Source organism: Coraliomargarita parva (genome assembly GCF_027257905.1).
Lineage (GTDB): Bacteria > Verrucomicrobiota > Verrucomicrobiia > Opitutales > Coraliomargaritaceae > Coraliomargarita_A > Coraliomargarita_A parva.
Genome location: NZ_JAPZEI010000001.1, coordinates 369,963 through 391,881, shown reverse-complemented (window position 1 = coordinate 391,881; position 21,919 = coordinate 369,963). Strand labels below are relative to the sequence as shown.

Sequence of the window (21,919 nt, the reverse complement as noted above, 5' to 3'; positions counted from 1 at the left end):
GCTTTCTTGACTGGTGGGCGCGGAATGTATCCGGGTGGCAGGTTTAGGTCGCGTCTATGGACTGGTTCACCAGAGAGCATTTGCTCAAACCGCGATGCAACTTGTGAAGAAAAGTCGCTCTGAATCTCATAGACATCGGTAAACTCGGCAAAGGCCCAGCGCCCGTAGCTTTCGAGATTGTTGACTCCGGGGACCCAGAAGGTATCCATCGTCTCTTTCTTCTGCTTGGCATCCTCCCCCCGGTAGCCCTTGATTTCGACGATGAGGTGGAGCGGATCTTCCGGGCCATGGCCATCGTCGACCAACACGATAAAGTCCGGGATATAGATGCGGCTTTCGGCCATGAAGCGGTAAGGGACTTCCAGGCCAAGGTTGTGATTTTTAACGTAGGCCAGAACCTTAGGGTGGTTTTCCGCGACGCGGCAAAACTCGGCTTCCCAGTCGGAGTCGAGCACGATCCAGTTTACATGGCACTTGTTGGGGGCGGTCTGATAAAGTGTGTCTTTGGACGTGCGGAAGTTGACGTAGGCAGTTGAACCGGATGGGTTGTAGGAATCCAATAGGGCTTTAACAATGTGTTTGCCCTCCGACTGCATGCTGGCGCGGGTGATGGCCGCATGGATCTTCTCGCAGGCTTGGTCTGCGATCACCTTATAGCCCAGCTGGGCAGGATAGGTGCCCCCCTTGCAATCAAGATAGCTATCAAGCCACTGCTTCGTAATTCGCTTTAGTTGCCCGAATAGATGATGTTTCGGTTCCCCGCCTGGATCGCGGAACTTTGTCTCCAAGAGGCGATGCGTGAGGCGGAATAGAACCGTCGAGATCCGGGTGTCTTTCGTATACTCCAGTGTGAGGTTGTGTTGTTCGCCAATGATGCCCGAGTTCTGGGTCTCGGTGGCTCCAATCAGGTCCGGAGTCAGCACGAGCGAGGAATCGTCGCCAAAATTAGCCGAGAGACGTTCGTTGGGAAGCTCAGCCCGATACCCGGCGACCCGTGGAAATTGTATTTCAAGGGCATCTCGCTCGGGCCGCATGGCCTTGATGTGGGTCGTCTGGCGCGGCGGAACTGGCTTCGAAATGACAGGTTTGGCGGTAAAATCGAAGGGGATGCCAAGGACATCGGCGTATTCCGTATTGAATAGGCCTTCTTCATTGAGGTCGTAAGACTGGCGACGTAGGGCGCGGCCAATGACCTGCTCGCAAAGGAGCTGGGTGCCGAAGGCACGCACACCTAGGACGTGGGTCACAGTGTTCGCATCCCAGCCTTCGGTCAGCATGGAGACGGAAACGACACAGCGTATCTGCTCGCCGAGTTTACCTTCCTTGCCGACGGTGTTCATGACCTCGCGTAGCAGGTCCGCATCGGTGACTTTTTCTGCGGCTTCCCGATTGCCGGTGCGTTCGACAATCTCATAGCGAAATTGCTCGATTTCGGCAGACGCCATTTCGCGGAAGTTCGCATCCAGTGCATCGCCAGACTCCAGCTGCTCGCTGTCGATTAGCAGTGTATTGGGCTTGGCCAGAGGGTTCCCATGCTCATCAAAATTGCTGAACAGCGGTAGGCGCCCTAGCTCTGGTGGCTTCTCGCCCTCCGGTCCGTCCGGATAGTAGCCGGAAATGTAGTCGTAGACGAGTTTCGAGGTCGCAGTATTATTACAGACGACGATGAAGCAGGGCGGGACTTTGATTTTATCCTTCTCCCAGAGCTTGAAGGTCTCCTCATAATGACCGTAGAGTGCGTCGAGTGCAGTCAGTAACTGAGGTGGGAGGCTCTGTGGATCTAATTGAGCTCCTTTGGCTCTGCCTTTCTTCGGGAGTTTTTTGCCAATATGGTCCCAAAGGTTCCGGAACATGGGCGTGTCACCTCCGGGCACGTTGTCCGCAATGGGGACACGGGGCAATTTGACGATGCCGCACTCGATGGCATCCATGAGTGAGAAGTCAGAAGCAGTCCAGGGGAACAAGGTGCCTTCGGCATACCCCGAACCTGCCAGAAAGAACGGGGTGGCGGAGAGGTCGACCACTCGGTTAATACCGAGCTTCCGCTTCACAATCTCCAAGCCACTGATCCACAGTCGGGCAGCTTCGTTATTTTTCTCGGCCTCCTTCTTATCGTCGCCTTTCAGGTTGGCCGTGTCGTTTTCGCCAGGCTTTTCGCGGTAGCAATGGTGCGCCTCGTCATTGAGAACCATGACATTCTTCATGCCCATCAGGTCAGGCATGACCCGCTGTAGCATCTGTCCTTCGCTCTCTAGTGTGTTGAGGGGAGCCCCATGGCCTTGAAGTAAAGCCCGGTTTCCCTTCGCCAACTCCATCCGTTCCCTGAGTTTGAAAGCGTGGTAGTTTGTGATGACGATCTTTGCCTTGCCAAGCTCGTCGACCATGTCACTTGGCACCAATTCGCGAGAACCGTAGTAACTTTCGGTGTCGTTGGGTAAGAGGACGCGCAGGCGGTCACGGATAGTGATGCCTGGAGCGACAACGAGAAAGCCACGAGTAAAGTGTTTGCTGGTTGGGCGGCGCACTGCATTGATCGTCTGCCAGGCGATGATCATGGCCATGACAGTCGTCTTACCCGCACCTGTCGCCAGCTTCAAGGCAACCCGGATTAGCTCTGGATTCGCGGCAAGGCTGGCATTTTCAAGATGATCGAGGAAGTTTTTGCCGACATTGCCTGACTTGGGGGCCACCTCCGTGAGCCAGATCAGCGTCTCAACAGCTTCAACTTGGCAGAAAAAGGGGCGTATTCCCTGGAATTCATGGTGACGCCAGTGTTGTAGCAGGCGGGCAGTTTCCGGGGTGACTTTCCAATCACTGGGATTCTTGAGACTGCGCCAGCGGTCGATATGCTCGCGCAGTCGATTGATACTGGAAGCTGTGTATTGCTGCTCCTCCGAGGATAGACCTTCGCCTTCGTCCATGACCAACTCTTGTTGGTCGGCCTTTCCCTTGCGTTTTTTAGCCTTAGGAATCGGGGTGATGAAGTCCGCAATGCGTCTGCTTGGGACTATCTGCTGAGTGGGCTGCCCATCCTTGTCTAGCTCCCAGTGGCGATTGGGATACTCATAGGGGGAGTTCAGGATGGGGTGCTCAAAAAATGGATCTGACATGTGTCTATGCTTCTAAACTGAGTGAAATAGAGTGAGCAAATGTATAAGAATAAGGATTGCGCTCTTTTTGAGCTTCATTCGCTGTGAATGTATGCAGCATCGGTTTTCTGGCTTGCTTATGCTTCGACCCCATCAGGCTTGCTTTGCGTCCCGACCAATTTCGTTGAGTTTACGAATCTGCTCGGTGACTTCTGTATTCTTCGTGAATCGTTCTATCTTTCGAATCGCTTGTTCCGCGAACTCCTGAGCTTTGAACCTCGCACACCATGCGAGTTCATTCCAGGACAGATTCCGGTCGTTCGGGATGCCGAATGTGTAATTGCCTCGTTCCATGAGCTTTGAATCTATCTGCATGTGTCGATCGATCCGTTCGAATGCATTTTTCAACGCGGCATATTCATTCGTTTCAAGCGCCGCTGTAATGGCATGGCTGTCGAAGCTCACGTCGTCGATCAGTCGAAGCTGCAACTCATAGCACCACCCAAAGACAAGACAAAGTGAATTGGGACCGAACTCACTTAAATACCATTGAGTATCCCGATGGGGCGATCCCCATTCGATCTGGGTCCAAGATGCGTCGAGCTTCTCAGCAAAGTGCTGACGAATCAATTGTGTGGCTGGCGCAAAGAATGACTCAAAGATGGTTACGCGCTGATCAAATAGCTCATTAAAGCTAAGCCAATGTTCGAGGGTCGGGAAGAGTTCTTCTGCTTGTTGTGGATTCATAATTATTTCGACCAGATTTCTTTATAGAATTTGAGAAAGTTGCGAAGGCGCTCATTTTTGGAGTCCAAATGTTTCATGCAGCGCGAGCACCATTCTTGGAGGTGAGTGTCGAGTGTGAAGAGCACTGGTATTAGCGGTAAACTAACTGGAAGTCCGCTTAGGCTGGCTAGTTCTGGGGGGCGCTGTAAACTTTGGGCTGTCGGGCGTTTGTGGATAGAGGGTGCCATGTAAACCACTTTAAAATTTCGACAGGTCGATGCCTCCTCATAATTCAGATCTGGATAATAGCTATGTATGTTTTGCAACCAGTAGCGGTAGAGTTGTGAACTTTGATCGACTGCCCAGTTCGATTTGTTTTCGATAATGACAACACTTGCCGGATCTACACGCCAGAGGCAGATGTCTACCCGCCCTGTTTCCACTGTAACATGCCATTGACCAGACGTTGCATTTTCGTGTCCGATCAGATCTAGGAACGTGTTCAGGAACAGTGCGCCTTGTCCGTGGGTCCCATTCGGATCTAGCAGATCACCTATGACTCGGCTGTGTGTGGTTTCACCAATCGGAATCGTTCTGAGAGGATTATACTGAAAGCTGGTCTGTCGGTTCTCTTCTGTATCCCGTTCCTTTCGTTCGTTGTAACGGGCTAAGACCTCTCCGGCATAGGCGCACATTTCCCGAATGCGCTTATTTTTAAGTTGAATGTATTTATCGATGATTTGGCGCGCCAAACTTATTCGATTTTGAGCTACTTGTTCCAAAGTCATCATCAGAGCATATTCAACTTATGCAGCTATTTGTTTGATCTGTTTCATCTAGGGGTAGCACGTCTTGAAGAGAGTTTGTGAGGAAATGTTGGGAGGATAAGTTTTCTGGAAGGTTGATTTAAGGAAAAGGGGGAAGGGGAAGGTCATCCACTTTAACAGGAATGGCATACGAATATATGATAAGAGACAATAGGTGTTTCGACGAATAAGGTTATTAGGGTTAGGAGTCTATAGGAAAGATGGTCCGCCAGGATGTTTTTATTCATAACTTAGCCGAGGCAGTAGGACATCTGTTGACCTAGGCTAATTGTTGTGACTGTGTCTTAATCTTTATGGCGTTGGCTAGGTGTGTGACAAAACGCTTTTCAAAAACGTGAGGATGAGATTGATTTGGGCGCATGCCGATCTGGTTTTATAATCGCCCCCTGGACAAGGCTGACCCCACTGAACTTCGGGTGGCCGAGGTGTTGAACCAATTGCCGGAGGGCTGGCGGATTCGCTGGGGGTATTTCTACGAGCGGAAGCGTCATGCGGGCATGCGGGATAGGGAAGGAGACTTTATCCTCCTCGGGCCGGATGGACGGATCCTGGTGGTGGAGGTGAAGTCCGGGAAAAATCGTCATTTTCCGCTGACCGGAGAATGGGAGCACGGCACGGATAACCCCGCGACTCAGCTCTTTGGGGAGTGGAAAGCGGTCATCGATGACCTGAAAGCGAATTTTGACGGGACGGTGCCCTATGTGGGAAAGGCGCTCTGTGTGCCGAATGTGAACCTGACCGGGCAGGACCGCCTGACCGGGGAGCTCGGCCGGGAGAATTTGATTTTCGGGCAGGATCTGGATGATTTTCAGGGCTGGTGGCAGCAGCACATGGCCACGCATCCGACCCATTGTCCGGATAGTGTCGGGGCCTTTCATGCTGCGCTGGCCAAGGGATTGAAGCCGGAGTCGCTGCAGATGTTCCTGCGCCAGAGCGACCGTCTCTTTGAGCAGTTCAAGTCGACCGAGTTCGGACTGCTGGAAATGCTCCAAAACAACCGGCATTGGATGGTTGAAGGCGGCGTGGGCACGGGAAAGACCTTTCTGGCGCTGAAGCAGGCGGAATGGCTGGCTGAAGGGGAGGGCGGCCGTTCCGTGCTATTCGTGGTTTACAATCTCCTGCTGGCGGAGCGCTTGAAGCGGATGGCCGCGCGTCTGAAGCTGAAACGTGGCTCGGTGACCGTTCTGAGTTGGGAAGAGCTGATGGGACAGATCATCGCGACAGAGGGCTTGCCGCTGGAGGTGCCGACTGCTTCGGCGGATCTGCCGCGGTATTTTCAGGAAGAGCTGCCCGAATATGTCGCCATGGCCTTGGACAGTGGCAAGCTTGCCCTGCAATACGACGCGTTGGTGGTGGATGAGGCACAGGATCATGACACCGCCGGCATTGAGGGGGCCGAGCTGGGGTGGTGGTCCTGGTATCTGAAACTCCTGAAGGGCGGGGTGGAGGCACCCATTGCGATCTACTACGACCGGGCGCAACGACCGGCTTTCCGAGGGGCCGATAGCTTCGAACCCGAACGCCTGCGGACACATCTTGGTGGCGCGGTGCATCTACAGCTCCGGAAGGCCCTGCGCTACACGATGCCGATCTATCGCTATTTGAAGACCCTGCGTGCCGAAGCCACCGCACCTCTGGTTGATGCGATCGAGGCGCACGACGGCCTGCCAACGGGGCCGGAGGTTGTCCAGCGCCAGACGGATCCCGCGGGGCTAGTCCAAGCGGTCGAATCCATCGTCAAAGGCTGGAAGGACACCGGGCTCTGTAAGCCCAGTGATGTCGTCCTGATCGGCCCCCGGAAGTGGCTGAAAGACAGCTCACTCGGTGCTGAGGCGACGATCTGCGGCTACGAAGTGGCGGATTACGACGAAGAGGTTCGGGGCAAGCTGAACTATATCGGCGCCCACCGTTCCAAAGGCATGGATTTCCTCGCCGTCATCCTGATCGATTTCGCACCCTTCGAGTCACTGGCTTCCAGCTCCAAGCCCGACTTCGCCGAGGCCTTCTTCATCGGTGCCAGCCGTGCACGGCAGTTGCTGGGGGTGGTGAGTATCCAGTTGAGTAACGGTTGATGATTGTTATGCTTCTTACATATCTATTAATTCCTGTGTGAAGAGTCATGGTCTAGGCATAAAAAAGCTAAATTTTGAATAATGTATCACGCTATACAACGAAACAAGTCTGGTTCAGTTCCTGTCTTTAACGAAGACACGTTGACTTCATCGGTATTCGGCCAACTGCTCTATCTGCCAGTCGAATTGCTATGGGGGATATTGAAAGCTGGGACTTATGGGAATGATCTCCCAGAAACATCTGGTAAACTTTTAAATGTTGAGTTTTGGCCGCATTGGAATGCTGAGAACACTTCAAATGTTAACTTTGTTGAACCAGACGTGTTTATTGAGTTTGATGGGCTTAACCTAATCGTGGAATCAAAGCGCAACGATGATGGGCAGCAGCGTAAGGATCAGTGGAGAAACGAAGCTCAAGCTTACAGGAATATTATCGATGAGGATCAAAGGGCGAAACCGCTTTATTTAATCGCAGTGGGCGGCTTGCATTCTGAGGAAAGCGAATCTTTAAACATCGAGGAAAACGGGTGTTCTGTCATAGTCATCAAATCACGTTGGGCGAGGTTGTTGGCTGTTGTTGATCGTCTGCGTAAAAGTTGGCGAGAGCAATACATGCATTCGTCCGAGCTTTTAGCTAAAATTCGTATCATGGATGACCTAGTCGAGTTGTTTGAGATGCATGGTTACGGAATGTATCAATGGTTGGAGGATGCTGATTTTCGCTATTGGATGAAACGAAAGTCAGTTAGAGGAGAGGCTTTGTCATTTGAAATAGCAACTGGTAAAAATTATGGTCAAAAATAACCAAAAAGAAGTTAGAGAAGCGTTGGTCGAAGTTCGACGCTCGTATCGCACTCTGTATTCCTATCAGAAGATGGTGCTGGATTTGGTCAAACACATGAGTAGCCGTATGGAAATGCATTTTATTAACTCATATCCATGGTTCTCTGCATCACCCCCCTCTCGTAATTCAACTTGGCCACTTGATCGGTGGGCTTGGGATTGGCTCGGTATGTATAACTACGTCTATTATTTTCGAAGTGGCGAGAGTGAGAATACTACGGATCTTTATTTTTTCCTTTTTAGTGATACCGGCTATTGGGATTCTGATTTCAAAACTGATGAAGCACAGAGGCTACAGCCGGAAAAATTCAAAAGTGTGGATTCGTCTGATACCATGTTGCTACTCGGCACTGCTACGGGCGGAGACGATGCACGTGTTGATCCGTCGGATATAGAATTTTGCAATCCAGACCTGCAGGTTCATCCTGAAGGGAACATTACGAAGCTGTTTCAGCTGTTTGAGCTTTCCGAACTAAGGAATTCCGAACTAGCTGATCAAAAGCTGTTTGGATTTATCAAGCGCTGTAAGGAGTATGGGGTTGAACTGCCTGTGAAGGAGACAAATCTAATTAACTAGGGGTACTTCAGAAGACTGATTTATTATGAAGTAAGATGCCGCTGGTCAGTTAAGTGAAGCAGGGTATTGGCCATTGGGTTGGTGTGTAGATCAGTTTAAAGGACCGCTGCCCGGTAGGCGGCGTGTTGCCAAACCTACGTAGAACTGCGGATAGCTATCGTCGAAATGACTTGGCAGTGCAATCGGGCCGATGAGCGTGTTTTCACTCACAGTGATTTGGGCTTTCGTCAGCACGCTCAGGAATTCGTTGAGTGCCTCGTGGTTGAGTTGCCGCTTGTTCGCATCTGTTTGCTGACTGATGAACTCCTGAATCATTAGAATGCAGTATCTTGCCTCTTCGCGTTTGGCTTCCTCCAGCGCACCTGCAGAGGCAGTGAGGAGTTGGTAATAGAGCTTGTCCGGATCGAATTTGGTGCCTTTCAAAAAACGTGTTTCTAAGTCATTAAGGCGCTTCAGTTGTTGTGATTTTGGATTTTCTGACCGTGCATGTTCTGCTGACTGCCGCTGTTTCGTTAACGTCTTACCGAAGCTTTCATCTGCTTTTGCTTCGATGCAGAGCAGGAACTTTCCCCGTCGTCCAAAGCCACGTACTTCCAAATCACAGTTGCGTGTATTGCCTCCTAAGGTATCGAAAGCTTGCCTGACTTCCGGTGCAGCTGTCCAGGTTAGGACTTGGTCAAAGCCCTCAATCGTTGATAAGGTCTTATGGATTTCTGGAGGCAACAGCCTTCCTTTCATATTTGCCGATGTCCAAGCTTGAGCGCACTCCTTTGCGCTGCGGCCATCTTTCCATTGGGACGCTTTGCCGGCAGGTGGTGCATATTTCTCCCAGTCTTCGATCGTGACAATGGCTTGGCCATCTTTGATCAGGTGGGACATGAGCTCGAGGTGTTCTTTATGTTTATTGTCCATTTCTTATTTGTTGTTATCGGATTGCATCCCGTCTTTGCGTGGACAGCCCAGGCTGTCTGAGCTCGCGTTCATGAATACGTAATAATCGAAGCTCATGATTTTGGTAATTGCCTGTAGTTTTTCGCGGCTTGCGAGAGCTGCTGGTGAATTGCTTCTTTCAGAGACTTCGGGGAAAGAATGGTGATCTCGGCGCCTTGAGAGAGTATCCAGAAGCTTAGTTGCCAGCTGTCATGGACCTTGGCGGTGAGTTGATAGCCGCCATCCTTGTGCTGGATTTTCTGATCGGGGTGGAGCGGGGTTTCGGCAAGGTAGGTGGCGAGCTGGTTACTTATCTTGGCTTTCAGGATGATTTCCTGGCCGGCACCGAACTCCATCGCGCCGGAGGCGAGGTAGTTGTCGACCGAGTAGCCTGAGGGAATGTCGATTTTATCTTCGAGTTCTTCCACTGATTCGAAGCGGTGGACGGCGTAGAGCCGGACGTCGGTGTAGTCGAAGGTTGTAGCGGCGAGATAGGAGACGTTGCCCCGCTGGATGAGGGAGAGGGGGTGCAGACGCAGGTTTATGGGCTTTCGCTCAAAAGGGGCGTAGCTGGCTTGGATCTGACGCTCGGAGACGAGTGCCGACTGGATTTGCTCCAGGATGTTGGCTCGGACAAATGGGCTCTCGAAGTGCAGGGTGGTGGGGACGTAACGGACCTTTTCCTGCAGCTTCGCCATGGGGTGGCCCGAGACGGACTTCAGCTTTTCCTTCGCTTGCTCAAACTTCGGGGCCAGCACTTTCACCATGGACGGGGGCAGCATTTGTTTGAGCACGCCTTCCGCGAGTGTCAGGGAGACGGCATCGGCCAGATCGACGCCCGCGAAGGTCTCTTTCTGTCCGGGGAGCCAGTGCCATTGATAGGGTTTCGAGTCCTCGTTGCAGCGGATGCCGAACTGCTTTTCCAGTTGCACCAGATCGCGCTCCACCGTGCGTTTGGCGACCTTATAGCCGGATTCGGCCAAGCGGTTTACCAGTTCGCCGCAGGTGATTCCCGGGCTGCGACTCGGTAGGAGCTTCAGCAGCTCCCATTGGCGCTCGAGGGCCAGATGGTTGGATGACTTCGGCATAAATTGATTCAAACCATACTAACACCTGCTGCGACAAAATACGTCGCATGCTGAGGGCTTATTCTAGGATCATCGTCACTTACCGGGTAAGTGCTTGTTGAAGTGGACGGATTCGATCGGGTCAGACTCGCGTATCGCTTATCCGTGAGCTCGAGTGATTCTATGTGAAGGCTTGATAGTGGACCCCTCCGTCTCCGCTCCGCGGATCCACCTCCCCTGCCTGCACCCGTCTTCGTCTAAGACTACGCCGGGCCATGGAGGAGGAGTTTATTGGGGCTCTGCGTGTGAGTTGAGGTCGTTGTACAGATAAAACACCTCCTCTTTCCTAGGGGAGGCTTGTCACGGCGTATTGGAGAGAAGACGGAGGGGGCGGAGCATACGAGGACTCATATCCAATGCCACACTTTCCCGGAAATCGACGATGATCCTTATTCTACGAACCATGTCGCCCATGCATCCTGGAAAGCGACCGGAACGCCTTCCTGCTGGCAGACGCGGATGGTGTGTCCAGTGCCGCCCGCCATCGGATCCGTCTTGTCGACATAAAACAAAGCGCAGATCGGCTTCGGGAAGCTTTCGGAATGTCCGGTGGCTTTCATGGTGTCGCGAATCAGGTAGGCGGCTTTCGCAGCGAGCGGGCCCTTGTTCTTCCGCTTGGCCACCAAGCCTTTGATTTTCGGGCTGGCCGCGCTTGTCTTGTAGGCGGCGGCTTCCTCGTCCACTGCGCTGAGTGTCTCGGGGGAGTCGTAGCGCGCCTCGGCAATCCGATACTTTTTCCGGTGCGAGGCATAGGGTGCGATGACCTGAAGCCGGCCGGGATCGACGGAAGCGACGCCGGCGGAAAAGGCCTCGTCCGCGCCGGTGGCGTTGCCCGAGCGGAAGCGAAGACGGGGAAACCTCACGGTGAGGCTGCGAGCCAGGGTTTGTGCCTTGGCGGCGTCTTCACTGGGGATGTTCCGCCGCCCCTCGAGCAAAACCACACCGTCCGGGGTGGCTTCGGCCAGGGCGACAAAGGAGGCGAAGGAGATGCTGTGAGCGGATGTCATGGGAACCAGTTTAACACTCCGGTAGGACAAAGGCTGTCTTATTGGTCGGAGAACCCCAATTTCCGAGCCCCGCGATCCGCTTTGATCCGGCACTCTTGGGCGACCGCCTCGACCAGCTCGGCAGCCGAGCGGAAATTCCGGAAGCGTGCCTGCCGGCGGCAATTCGCGAAGTCGCCCGGGGTGGCGTTGCTCAGGGCTGCGATGGCTGCGAGGTCGGCCTGCCTCGGAGGCGGGAGTTTCAACTCGCGGCAGGAGCCGGACAGGAGCCCCTGCAGCTGATCGCCGTTGAGATAGCCGAAGCGCAGTTTCAGGTCGAAGCGACGCAGGGCCGCCGGATCGAGTGCGTCCATCAGGTTGGTGGAAGCGATGAAGATGCCGTCGAAGCGCTCCATCTGGGTGAGCAGTTCGTTCACCTGTTGCACCTCCCAGCTGCGTTGCGCCTGGCCACGGTCCTGAAGAAAGCTGTCCACCTCGTCGATCATGAGGATGGCGGTGTCCTTCCCGGCTTCCTCGAAGGCCCGGGCCATTTTTTGTTCGGTTTCGCCGAGGTAGGGGCTGAGCAGGTCGGACGCCTTTTTGAGCAGCAGGGGCTGGCCCAGTTCACGGGAGAGCCAGTGTCCCAGGGAGGTCTTGCCCGTGCCCGGCGGGCCGTAGAGGCAGAGCCGGCAGGACGGGGTGCTGCGGAGGCCCTCCGCCAGATGGTCGAGGGATGAGTCGCAGTTGAGGTAGTCCAGCTTGTAGGTCTGCGGCAGCTCGGGAGACGGGTTGCGGAACATGCGGGTGTCGTGTTGCTGGGCCTTGAGTGTCCGTTCAACAAGGGCGCGGAAGACCGGATCGAAGCGGGCCTCCGGCGATGACCCGGCGAGGCCTGTCGCGACCCGGGCGGCCCGTGCGACCACGGCAGGCGTCAGGTCGTCGCATCGTGCGAGCGTCTGCAGGGTCTGGGGGGAGGCTTTGCCGCCTGCGAGGCGTTGATACATCCGGATCCGGTGGTCCCGGGGCGGCGGGGCGATTTCCACGACAAAATCGAAGCGCCGGGCAAATGCCGGTTCGAGGCCTTTGATCGAATTCGAGACCCAAATCGTGGGGACCGGATTGGTTTCGAGGCGGCGGTTCATCCAGCCTTTGTGCTGGCTGGCCAGGCTTTGGTTCAGGAAGGTCGAGCGGAACACATCCTCCGCCTCATCGAAGACGAGCAGGGCCCGACGCTTGGCCAGAAGTGCGTTGGCTTTGACCAGCGCATCCATGCGACTGCCGTAGCGGGCGGGCTGGCCGCTCTCATCCTCCGTGGCGACTTCAAACAGCGCCGCGCGCATCTCCCTCGCCAGGATGCGGACGAGTTCCGATTTGCCGGTGCCGGGTTTGCCATAGAGGTAGCAATTGACGCCGCTGCGTTTTTCCCGGAGCGCCCGGCGCAGGTGCGGACGCATCTGTCCCAGCACTTCCTTCAGATGGGGATAGTCCCGGTAGCGGAGTGAACCGGGGGGCGCGGGTGTGACAACATCCCGGATGATGGTGTCGGCCTCGCAGGACTGGTAGAGCAGCTTTCGGGCAAACTCTGAATTGAAGACTTCCAGTTCGACACAGGATCGGCCGGTGGACCACTTGAGCAGGCCGGTCTGGATGAGACGGCTTTTGGGGGCAGTGGCTCGTTCCACATCGGTCTGTTCCGCCTGGATGGCCACAGCCACAAGGCGGAGATACTCCGGGCGGTCCCTGGCTTTGGCAACGTGGAACATGTCGTTGACCAGGCCCGAGTCGGCCGTATGTGCGAGGAAGGCCAGCAGGTCGCGCTCGACCGGACTGAGCCCATACAAGCGGGCGACCAGCTCGCAGTTCCGGATGTACTGTTCCGGGCCCCGGACCGGTCTGCCGGCTTCGGCGGTAATCGTGGCCAGCACTTCTTTCATGACCTCAATGCGGTGGAATTTTGCCGGATCCGTTTGGGGGCGCATGATCTGTTCCAATTCGTAGGAGTACTGGATGGATTTGACGCCTCCCGGCAGACTGAAGCACTGCCGCTTCGGAATCAGGTTCCAGGGCTCCGCCAACCAATGCTCCAGACCGATGGCCCGGGCGATATCCTCATCCGCAAGCCGGTCGTTCTCGATGAAGCGATAGAGGGCCCGGTTGACGGTCAGCATGCGCAGCAGCCAGACCCGGTGAAGTTGGGAGAAGTCTTCTTCTTTCATCGACACCATCATAAGCTGCCGTGCGACAGAATAGGTCGCGGTGCCATTTTTGGGGATGTATCTCAAAAGCGCCGGATTGCACTTCAAGTTTGCCCGAAATGGCTTGAAGGAAATCCAGACTGGCGTAAGGGAATTCGGGCGTAGGCTTGATTGTGGACCCCTCCGTCCCGGGCGAGCCGGGCCATCCGGCTTCTCTCCGATACGCCGTGACAGGCCTCCCCTGCAAGCCGAGGAGGAGTTCGAGTGTGCGGTTTGCTCCTGATGGCAGCGCGTTGAGTACGGGGGGCTCACAATTCACTCCAGGAGGAGGCTGAAAAATAAAAGCTCCTCCTCTTTTCAAGGGGAGGGGGACCGCGAAGCGGTGGAGGGGTTTTTATCCAACTTAAGTCCAAACGGAATGGGGCTCTGTCCCGAAAATCGACGATGAAGCACTTGCATGAGACACAGTTGCTTTTTTTTGGGGGGGCCTGATTGTACGGGGCCTTGGTGACCGAACGGCCAACACTTCCTCTCGTCCCGCGTAGCGCGCATACTCAACGTACACTCCCGAAGCACCACCCGCTCGTAAAAAGAAGGGAGCCCGATGCAATCGGAGAGCTCAATGCTCATCCGATGCTACGCAAATCAACCCTACCTTATTGGTTGTGTTGATCTGGTTGCGGGCTCAGGATTTATTATCATCCGGAAACGCTCAAAAGTCAAAACGACGGCTTCTTTTTTCGCGCGTTTTTTGCTCGTTGATTGCGTCCGCGGTCTCAGCAAACCAGAGCCTCTCACCAGGCAGGGCAAAACCCCTCATTCCGTTCCCCGGTGTCTCCCTGTGGAACTGATCCGCCCGTATCAAGAAATCGGTTCATGGTCGCCGGGGCGGGATCAATCGATGCGTTGCCTGCAGATTGATGGAGGCGGATTGATTGCTGGACTTTTACTGGATATTCTATTTAGTAAATATCCATACCCTTAGGTGCGATGCTGTTTAAGCTTATCGTACCGGTCTGTTACGATGAAAACCTCTACCCTAGCTGATGTCGCGAAGCTTGGCGGCGTTTATGAAGTGACGGTCTCCCGTGTTTGTCTGCGATGCAGGCCCTGCCTTTGATGTGCAATCAAACAGGCATAACTCTCCCCAACTCAAAACAAAACTACCCCATGATTCATAAAAAACTACTCCTTCCGACGGGTGCTTTCATTCTTCTTGCGAGTGCCGCATTTTCACAGACGACGTTTAACAGTGACGGTACCAGTATTTTTGATGGGGCGAATTGGGATAATGGACTCCCGAACTCTGGCGGCGCAGGAACTATCAATGGCGGAACCGGGACAGGCAGTGCGACCCAGTCAAACACATGGATATCCGGCTCGTCGGTTACCATTGGTGGTGGCGCCGTCTTGACGCTTGGAACTGATTTCGGGGCTACGGGAGGCACAGCCACCGTAAATGATGCGACGGTTAATGCGACCGACGACGTATTCTCTGGTACCAACGGAACCATTATCTTTAATTCCGGTAGTGCTTCCTCGGCGGGGGATGATTTTCAAGCGCAAGGCGGAGGGGGCACCATTACGATTCATGGTGGGACACACACGGCGGGTGATCTGGTTGGCTCCCAGTCGGGGACGAACTCCTTCAATATGACGGGCGGTCAAATCACTGCGGGGAACTACCAATTGGATGGGGACTCTAATTCGATCGGTGGTTCGGCTGTATTGTTGAGTGAAGACGGTACGGCTGTGCTTAGCATGCTTGGTGCGACTGATATTACTTCGGATTGGACCGGCTCTTGGAATGTTGGCTCTTTCTCTGGTACCGCATGGCGGGATGAACTGATTGGCGGCGGCTGGACCTTCGACTCCGCTGCGATTGATGGGGCGGTTTTTGACGCAAACTTTTCCGTGTCGGGTGATGGGGCCACCTTAAGTCTGGTTCCCGAACCCTCTACCTTTGGCGTCTTGATCGGATTGTTCGCGATGACGACATCCGCCGTGCTTCGCCGCCGCAAATAATACCATTTCGAGATAATTCTGGCGGCACCGACCCTCATCCGGCTTACGCCGTATGCGACATTCGAGCGATTGCGTCGCATCGGTGGTCACGTCGATGACAGAGTTTGGGACGCCATAAATAAATCGAAGAGGTAGCCCGTGGCAAGAGCCAGTCTTGCGGCGAGATAATAGGTTCGAGCCTGATCTTCCGTCATGCTCGAAAGATACCAATCCAGATGCTGACTACTATCTTTACGGATCGTCTACGTCTGTAGTGGTCTTCTGTTCTGGAGCTTCAGGCTGTTGATCCAAGCTTGCTTGCACATCTGATCGTGATTCTACGACTGCATCGTCTTTTGATGTAGCCGATACTTCGATTTTTGTGTCTGCCTTTATCGCTTTAGCAATTGTAGGCTCTTTGTTCTTTCCGGGGTATTCGAGGTCTTGCCGTCAAGTTTTGTTCAAGAACTGGAAGCGATCAGTTCGGAGCTTTAGCTTGAGCTGAGTTCCGGACGGTGCTCTTCGTTCGGGACGAAGGGGGCGCAGGTTTAATTCCAGATAGGCCGACCATTTTAGAGGCTCAGTCACCACGACTGGGCCTCGCTTGTGTAGCGGTCTGAGTCTGGGCGAAAAGGGTCTACACCAGAGCCTTGGGAGTGGCAGGCCTCGATTTATGATGGAGTGTTGCTCCTGCTTCCGATCACTCGGAATTTGAATTTCTTTCGATCTCTTTAGATGCTTGGTCGATGTGTGCTTGTCTGTCAGTCGGCAAGGGCGTCTGCTCGGGGGGCGTATCGATGTATTCCTGTTTTTGCCAGACGCGGACGGAGTCGATGTCGTAGGTTTGTTGGATGTTATCCATGTCGATGTCTTGGGTTGCCCAGCCGCCTAGTTGCAGGCTCAATTTCATATATGCCGGCACGGAGCCGACGCGCTCATTGACCCATTCGGCTTTTTTGACGCCGTCAATAAACCAGGTGAGTTTGCCGGGTTCCCAGAGCATACCGAAGTAATGCCAGCCATCCGGAGTGGGGCCGAAGAAGACTTGGTTCGTGCCCCAGCTTTTGTGGTCGTCCCGATAACCGTCCCAGTGCACGGCGACGTTGTTACGTCCGGAACCCCATTCGCAAAGGTGTTCCATGATATCAAATTCCATCCCTCCCCATTGAGTGCTTTGGCGTATCCAAATGGATTTTTGATCGGACGGGCCATCGACAAAGCGGTCGGGCATCAGCCAGAAGGCCGGCCAGAATCCACGGGTGGTCGGTAGTTTGACGCGTGCCTCGAAGTAGCCGTATTGCTGTGCCCAATTTCCAAAGGACTCGACTTGTCCCGAGGTGTATTGGCGGCCATCGACCGATTTTTTTTCAGCGCGCAGTTTGAGCACGCCATCTTCTACGTAGCTGTTCTCCTCCTGATAGATGAAAAATTTGCTGAAGTGGTCATCGCACTTGATCCATTTAGTTTCATCCAAGGAATCGCCGTCAAAGTTGTCTTCGAAGGTCATGACCCAATCGCCGTTGACCGGAGGACGCTGTCCTACCCATTCCTCAGGAGTGACTGGAGTCGAAAGGTCCTTTATCGTGCTGTATGCGTTGCCCGAGGTGCGACCGGTGATCGCTTTGGCGGATCCGAATGCTTTCAGGTTTTTCACCTGTATTGTAACCGGTGCTTTGGGCTTCATTGTAAACAGCTGGATTTTACTGATGCGGGTCGGGTCGAGGGGGTAGCCCGGGTTGTTGCCATTCATGCCGAAGACCACCTGAAGCGTCTTTGTCTCGCCGGGTTTGAGGCGTGTGTATTTGCTGTTCCAAGGTTGGTCTTTTGCCGGGCCTTCATTGTCCACGCGCATGCCAACTCCGACGGGTTCCTGCCCCGGATTGGTGATTTCTGCTTCGACGCCTGCATAGTCCGAGAGGTTCCAGCCTCCCGTTGGAATCGGGAAATGGAGGGCCGGAAAAACGACATCCGTTTTAAAATTAATTCGAAGCAGATACTCCTCCTCGTTGAACTCTTCTAATACGGCTTCTGAATGAAATGTTTCCAGTGCACTCAGGTCCGTTGTGTTATTCAGATGAATCAAGTCGCCTTGGATGCGTGGCCGGTTGGTGCTTGCTTGTCCCGAGGTAGAGGAGGGGGCTGTGGTTGTCTTCGCCGCAGTCGGTATGTCTTGTGGAGTGCCAAATGCTTTCAGTTCTTTCACCAAGATCGTCACGGGGGCTTTGGGTTTCATCGTAAACAGTTGGACCTTCGTGATTCTGGAGGCGTCGAGCGGGTAGCCCGGGTTGTTGTTATTCATGCCGAAGACTACTTGCAGCATCTTAGTTTCGCCGGGTTTGAGGCGGGTGTATTTGCTGCTCCAGGGCTTGTCTTTCCATGGGCCTTGATTATCCACACGCATGCCTACGCCGACCGGTTCCTGCCCGGGGTTTGTGATTTCAATCTCTACGCCGGCATAGTCGGATAAATCCCACCCGCTTGCGGGGGCTGAAAAGTAAACCGCAGGGTAGGCGTTGTCTGAGCCGAAATCAATTTGCAGCGATGGGGCGTCATCAGTGTCTTTTATGGCGACTTCCGTATGGGAGGTCTTGAGTGTCTTGATGTCGGTTGCTGCTGGATCGAAAATGGTCGAGCCTTTCAACTGGAGGCGATTGGTCGAATTGCCGGTAGTTTCCGTTGCGATCGGTTGATTTGCTTTGATTGCTTTGATCGAAGTGATCAGCAATTCCGATCCGGGCTTGGGCTTTGCTGCCAATAGTTTGACGTTTGTGATCTTCGCTGGGTCGAGCGGGTAGCTTGGCTTGCCGTTCGTATAACCGAAATGAGCGACGATCGTTTCGGTCTTCCCCGGGGCGACTTTTTGGCTCGTGGAACTCCAGGGCTTCTCCTTCCAGTTCCCGGGGTTGTCGATGCGCAGCCCGAGGTTGAGCGGAGCACTGCCGGTATTCACAACGACCACTTCGATCGCGTTATAGGCGGACATGTCCCAAAGGCCATCGTCGCTTTGGAAGTTGACCGCAGGGTATTTTTTGTCGGAAGGGAATTGAACGATGAGACCGGGGGTGCCGGCCGTTGCGAGTGACACTTGGGCATCTTGTTCTGTTTTTACGGCAGCAATACCTTGTGAGATGTTGTAGATCTCGGCGGATGCGGGCAAGCTGGCTGCGTGTACGACCATCGCTGACGCGGTGATGACGCCAATGGCCAACGCTTGGGCCAGCCGGTTGCCGAGATGTGGGATTCTTCTATGATTCAAATCGGGGTGTTTCATTGTGGTTTTACTGGAATGAGTCGGTTTTATACAGAAGCGATTGTCGAGTTTGATTCGGGTGTTATGTGTGATGGATCGTGCAGCGATGCGCCATTTGTTTCGATGACTTTGCGATACCAGTAGGCGGAATCCTTTAGCGTCCGCTTTTGGCTGGTGTAGTCGACATGGATCAGGCCAAAGCGGTGCTTGTAGCCTTCGGCCCATTCGAAGTTGTCGAGGATGGACCATTGGAAGTATCCTCGAACATCGACACCTTCCTGAATGGCACGTTCGAGCCCGAGCAAGTAGCGATTGAGGAAGTCGATACGCTGCGGGTCGTGCACTTTGCCGTCTAGTGCGACCCAGTCGTGGCAAGAGAGTCCGTTTTCGGTAATGACGATGGGTAGTTTATAGCGCTCAGCGAGGAATTTACTCCCCCAGTAAAGTGCGTCGGGAGTCACCTTCCAAAGGAAGTGGGTATGTGCCTCACCCGGGACAGGCTCTGCTTTTTCATGGGTGCCGTCGGCAGCCATGCGTGTTGGGATGCCGGAGTAGATATTGCAACCGTAGAAGTCCAATGGTTGCTTAATGATCTCGAAATCGCCAGCTTTGACTTTGGGGGCTTTGTCTCCGTATGCCTCAAGACCAGCTTCCGGATATTCGCCGAAAACGACGGGATCGCCCCACCAACGGTTATTCCATGTGGAGTCGGGATAAATTGCATTCATTCCGTTGATGGCCGCCTGACGATCCTCCTCCGAGTCCGTCACCGGATAATGGCTTACGCCGACCGGAGCCCAGCCGATCTTTGGTTTGAGCACGGCATTGGCTCGTATGGTCTGAGAAGCCATCCCGTGAGCGAGCAGTGCATTGTGACCCGCCTGCAGTTGTTTTTCCAGCTCTAGTGGTAAGCCCGGAGCGTGCGTGCCATTGCCGTGGCCCAGACCGATAAAGCACTGCGGCTCATTCAGCGTCATCCAGTTGGAGACGCGGTCGGAGAGTTTGTCCACGACGACTTTTGCGTAGTCCGAAAACCACTTCGGGCTATCTTCTGCGAGCCAACCGCCCTTAAGTTCCAAAGCATACGGGAAGTCCCAGTGGAATAAAGTAACCCATGGGGCAATCGATGCCTCCAGTAACTTATCGACCAGACGGTCATAGAAATCCAAGCCCTTTTGATTGACTGCGCCGCGCCCCTTGGGGAGCACGCGAGGCCAGGAGACGGAGAGCCGGTATGCGTGCAGCCCGATCGTTTTCATGTGGGCGACGTCTTCCGTGTAGCGGTTGTAGTGGTCACAAGCGGTTCGACCGTGGTTGCCTTCCCAGACCTTGTCTGCTTGTTCGGTAAATTTGTCCCAGACGGATGGGCCCTTGCCGTCGGCGTTCCAAGCGCCTTCAATTTGGTAGGCTGCGGCTGCGGCACCCCAAACGAAATTTTTTGGAAAGCTTCCCGTGGTATCTTCTGTATTCATGTTTACTATATATTTGATGGGTTTAGTTGCGAATCTGCCGGCATGGATGCTGGCTGAATCCGCATGGCTGTGGGGAAATGATAGCACACGAATCGGAACCTAGTTAGTCGCATCCCGACTCAATTGTTGCGAATTGCTGATTGTTCCGGGGGATGAATGTGAAGAGCTCTGCCTACCGGTTGGTCGGCAAACAACACGCAAAGGAGCAGCGCATGACTATCACTTGTCTGATTTGTGTAGTAGAATGTGTCTGCAATATGGCTATGAACCGTTCCACAATCCGGGATTTTATAAATTTCAGTTTTTCTTCGATTCGCACGGAGAATGCGCAGTGGGGGCCCGTCGATGAATAAATCAGCGGTGAAGCATCTATTGATGATCGTGGTGGATGACCTGCGGCCCGAGCTGAATTGCTTTGGTCGGCAGAAATTGCTTACGCCCAACATCGACCGTCTGGCTGCCCGGTCTGTTTTATACGAGCGGGCGTATTGTCAATTTCCGCAGTGTATGCCTTCGCGTGTCAGTTTCATGAGCGGCATTCGTCCGCAGGAATTTTGCAATTGGTCGAATCAGGTCTGTCGGCATGGCGAGCCCACGCTGCCGCTCCACCTGAAAGCGTCTGGTATGAAGACAGTCTCCGTGGGTAAGGTGTATCATGAACCTCTGGATGATGCCTTTGCGTGGGATGAGTTATATATGGATAGCTTTATGTCGGGGCCGAAGGGGGGCATGGAGCATTCGTTTCACGATTATCAGCTTCCGGAGAACCAAGACAGGACGAAAGTTAAGTTTAAGTTGGACTATTCACAGTGGTGCAGCGCCGGTGAGATGTTGCCGCCGCTTTCGGAGTGTGCGGAGGCTCCGGATGACGGCTATGTGGACGCCCAGGTCGCGAAGCGTGCGATGGACTGTATCGAGGCACATCGAGGGGATCCGCGCGGATTGTTCTTAGCGGTCGGCTTTTATCGTCCACATCTGCCTTGGGTCGCACCCAAAAAATATTGGGATTTGTATGACCGGGATGAGGTCGATTTGGCGGACAATCCGTTTTTCCCGAAAGACGGAGTGGGCAAGTCCGACCTGTGCGATTTGATGCATTACGGGGACGAAGAGGTGCAACGGCTTTTCTCTGATGTCGGCCGTTATGATGACGACGATTTTCCCGTGCTCAGTGAGGCGAAGCAGCGTGAATGCATCCATGCCTATTGGGCCTGTGTCAGTTTTCTGGACGCTCAGGTTGGTCGGCTCTTGGATGTGTTGGATGCTGCGGGTATGGCAGATGAAACTGCTGTGATCCTCTGTGGTGATAATGGCTGGCATCTCGGGGAGCACAAGCTGTGGTCGAAGGTCACTAATTTTGAAGAGTCCACGCGCGTGCCGCTTTTGCTGAGTGTGCCCGGACGGACGCTGGAAACGCAACATACGGGCTTGGTCGAGTTGTTGGATATCTATCCAACTTGCTGCGACCTGCTTGGCTTGGAGCTTCCGGAGCATCTGGACGGTGATGTCTTGCCATTCGATGCGGAGACTCCGGGGAAACCATGCGCCTATTCAATTTCCTGGAATGGGAAGACCGTGCTGGATGATCGCTACCGTCTGACCTATTATCCGTTCGAGGATCAAAACATCATCTCCGGGCGCGGCCAGTATGAGCTGTTCGACCATGAGTGCGATCCTGCGGAGAATGTGAATGTGGCGAACGATCCGGCTTATTCAGAAGTCATGCAACGCCTGCTCGAAAAATTGCAGGCACAAGCGTCCGGATGCTGAGCCTTAAATTTTGACTTCGTTCCTGTAAAAGTTCACCAAACTTCACCCCTAGTT

At 54.0% G+C, this 21,919-nt stretch carries 13 protein-coding genes and 1 pseudogene; 5 read left to right on the top strand and 9 right to left on the bottom strand.

All coding sequences use genetic code 11. From position 1 onward, the window contains the following. Window positions 1–74 precede the first annotated feature (74 nt). The 3 genes and pseudogenes from O2597_RS01515 to O2597_RS01505 form a co-directional block, all read right to left on the bottom strand. Window positions 75–3,110, bottom strand: a pseudogene (locus O2597_RS01515) (BPTD_3080 family restriction endonuclease); the annotation flags it as partial. 132 nt (window positions 3,111–3,242) lie between these two features. Further along, on the bottom strand, window positions 3,243–3,836 hold the full coding sequence (locus tag O2597_RS01510; protein ID WP_269522405.1) for a hypothetical protein: 594 nt from the start codon (window positions 3,834–3,836) through the stop codon (window positions 3,243–3,245). A gap of 2 nt (window positions 3,837–3,838) precedes the next feature. Then, the gene (locus O2597_RS01505) at window positions 3,839–4,606 is read right to left on the bottom strand and encodes a PD-(D/E)XK nuclease family protein (RefSeq protein WP_269522404.1); all 768 of its coding nucleotides are present in this window, start codon (window positions 4,604–4,606) and stop codon (window positions 3,839–3,841) included. 395 nt (window positions 4,607–5,001) lie between these two features. On the opposite strand from O2597_RS01505, the gene O2597_RS01500 reads away from it, so the two are divergent. The 3 genes from O2597_RS01500 (at window position 5,002) to O2597_RS01490 (ending at window position 8,134) form a co-directional block, all read left to right on the top strand. Then, window positions 5,002–6,714 (top strand): nuclease-related domain-containing DEAD/DEAH box helicase, encoded by a 1,713-nt coding sequence (locus O2597_RS01500; RefSeq protein WP_269522403.1) that lies wholly within the window; start codon window positions 5,002–5,004, stop codon window positions 6,712–6,714. Between the two features lie 81 nt (window positions 6,715–6,795). Continuing rightward, a complete protein-coding gene (locus O2597_RS01495) occupies window positions 6,796–7,518 on the top strand; it encodes a hypothetical protein (protein WP_269522402.1) in 723 nt (240 codons plus the stop codon). Continuing rightward, window positions 7,505–8,134: a hypothetical protein gene (locus O2597_RS01490; RefSeq protein ID WP_269522401.1), complete on the top strand. Its 630-nt coding sequence runs from the start codon at window positions 7,505–7,507 to the stop codon at window positions 8,132–8,134. Before O2597_RS01495 ends, O2597_RS01490 begins: the two co-directional genes overlap by 14 nt. A 90-nt stretch (window positions 8,135–8,224) precedes the next feature. On the opposite strand, the gene O2597_RS01485 is transcribed toward O2597_RS01490, so the two are convergent. The 4 genes from O2597_RS01485 to O2597_RS01470 all read right to left on the bottom strand — a co-directional run bounded on the left by O2597_RS01485 (window position 8,225) and on the right by O2597_RS01470 (window position 13,390). Then, on the bottom strand, window positions 8,225–9,046 hold the full coding sequence (locus tag O2597_RS01485) for a DUF6946 family protein (protein WP_269522400.1): 822 nt from the start codon (window positions 9,044–9,046) through the stop codon (window positions 8,225–8,227). Window positions 9,047–9,138: 92 nt separating this feature from the next. Then, the gene (locus O2597_RS01480) at window positions 9,139–10,152 is read right to left on the bottom strand and encodes a helix-turn-helix transcriptional regulator (RefSeq protein WP_269522399.1); all 1,014 of its coding nucleotides are present in this window, start codon (window positions 10,150–10,152) and stop codon (window positions 9,139–9,141) included. Window positions 10,153–10,580: 428 nt separating this feature from the next. Next, window positions 10,581–11,198: a hypothetical protein gene (locus O2597_RS01475; RefSeq protein ID WP_269522398.1), complete on the bottom strand. Its 618-nt coding sequence runs from the start codon at window positions 11,196–11,198 to the stop codon at window positions 10,581–10,583. A gap of 38 nt (window positions 11,199–11,236) precedes the next feature. Then, complete coding sequence (locus O2597_RS01470; protein WP_269522397.1) at window positions 11,237–13,390, bottom strand: AAA family ATPase; 2,154 nt, start codon at window positions 13,388–13,390, stop codon at window positions 11,237–11,239. 1,149 nt (window positions 13,391–14,539) lie between these two features. On the opposite strand from O2597_RS01470, the gene O2597_RS01465 reads away from it, so the two are divergent. After that, window positions 14,540–15,394, top strand: coding sequence for a PEP-CTERM sorting domain-containing protein (locus O2597_RS01465; RefSeq protein ID WP_269522396.1), 855 nt, complete (start codon window positions 14,540–14,542; stop codon window positions 15,392–15,394). 679 nt (window positions 15,395–16,073) lie between these two features. Here the strand turns inward: O2597_RS01465 and O2597_RS01460 are convergent. After that, window positions 16,074–18,644: a family 16 glycosylhydrolase gene (locus O2597_RS01460; RefSeq protein ID WP_269522395.1), complete on the bottom strand. Its 2,571-nt coding sequence runs from the start codon at window positions 18,642–18,644 to the stop codon at window positions 16,074–16,076. A gap of 26 nt (window positions 18,645–18,670) precedes the next feature. Beyond that, a complete protein-coding gene (locus tag O2597_RS01455) occupies window positions 18,671–20,095 on the bottom strand; it encodes a GH1 family beta-glucosidase (protein WP_269522394.1) in 1,425 nt (474 codons plus the stop codon). A gap of 345 nt (window positions 20,096–20,440) precedes the next feature. On the opposite strand from O2597_RS01455, the gene O2597_RS01450 reads away from it, so the two are divergent. Beyond that, window positions 20,441–21,865: a sulfatase gene (locus O2597_RS01450; RefSeq protein ID WP_269522393.1), complete on the top strand. Its 1,425-nt coding sequence runs from the start codon at window positions 20,441–20,443 to the stop codon at window positions 21,863–21,865. Window positions 21,866–21,919: the final 54 nt, after the last annotated feature.

Bases quoted from the DNA above. Each gene is read 5' to 3' on its own strand.
- O2597_RS01510 (WP_269522405.1), bottom strand. From the start codon at position 3,836: ATGAATCCACAACAAGCAGAAGAACTCTTCCCGACCCTCGAACATTGG.
- O2597_RS01505 (WP_269522404.1), bottom strand. From the start codon at position 4,606: ATGATGACTTTGGAACAAGTAGCTCAAAATCGAATAAGTTTGGCGCGC.
- O2597_RS01500 (WP_269522403.1), top strand. From the start codon at position 5,002: ATGCCGATCTGGTTTTATAATCGCCCCCTGGACAAGGCTGACCCCACT.
- O2597_RS01495 (WP_269522402.1), top strand. From the start codon at position 6,796: ATGTATCACGCTATACAACGAAACAAGTCTGGTTCAGTTCCTGTCTTT.
- O2597_RS01490 (WP_269522401.1), top strand. From the start codon at position 7,505: ATGGTCAAAAATAACCAAAAAGAAGTTAGAGAAGCGTTGGTCGAAGTT.
- O2597_RS01485 (WP_269522400.1), bottom strand. From the start codon at position 9,046: ATGGACAATAAACATAAAGAACACCTCGAGCTCATGTCCCACCTGATC.
- O2597_RS01480 (WP_269522399.1), bottom strand. From the start codon at position 10,152: ATGCCGAAGTCATCCAACCATCTGGCCCTCGAGCGCCAATGGGAGCTG.
- O2597_RS01475 (WP_269522398.1), bottom strand. From the start codon at position 11,198: ATGACATCCGCTCACAGCATCTCCTTCGCCTCCTTTGTCGCCCTGGCC.
- O2597_RS01470 (WP_269522397.1), bottom strand. From the start codon at position 13,390: ATGAAAGAAGAAGACTTCTCCCAACTTCACCGGGTCTGGCTGCTGCGC.
- O2597_RS01465 (WP_269522396.1), top strand. From the start codon at position 14,540: ATGATTCATAAAAAACTACTCCTTCCGACGGGTGCTTTCATTCTTCTT.
- O2597_RS01460 (WP_269522395.1), bottom strand. From the start codon at position 18,644: ATGAAACACCCCGATTTGAATCATAGAAGAATCCCACATCTCGGCAAC.
- O2597_RS01455 (WP_269522394.1), bottom strand. From the start codon at position 20,095: ATGAATACAGAAGATACCACGGGAAGCTTTCCAAAAAATTTCGTTTGG.
- O2597_RS01450 (WP_269522393.1), top strand. From the start codon at position 20,441: ATGAATAAATCAGCGGTGAAGCATCTATTGATGATCGTGGTGGATGAC.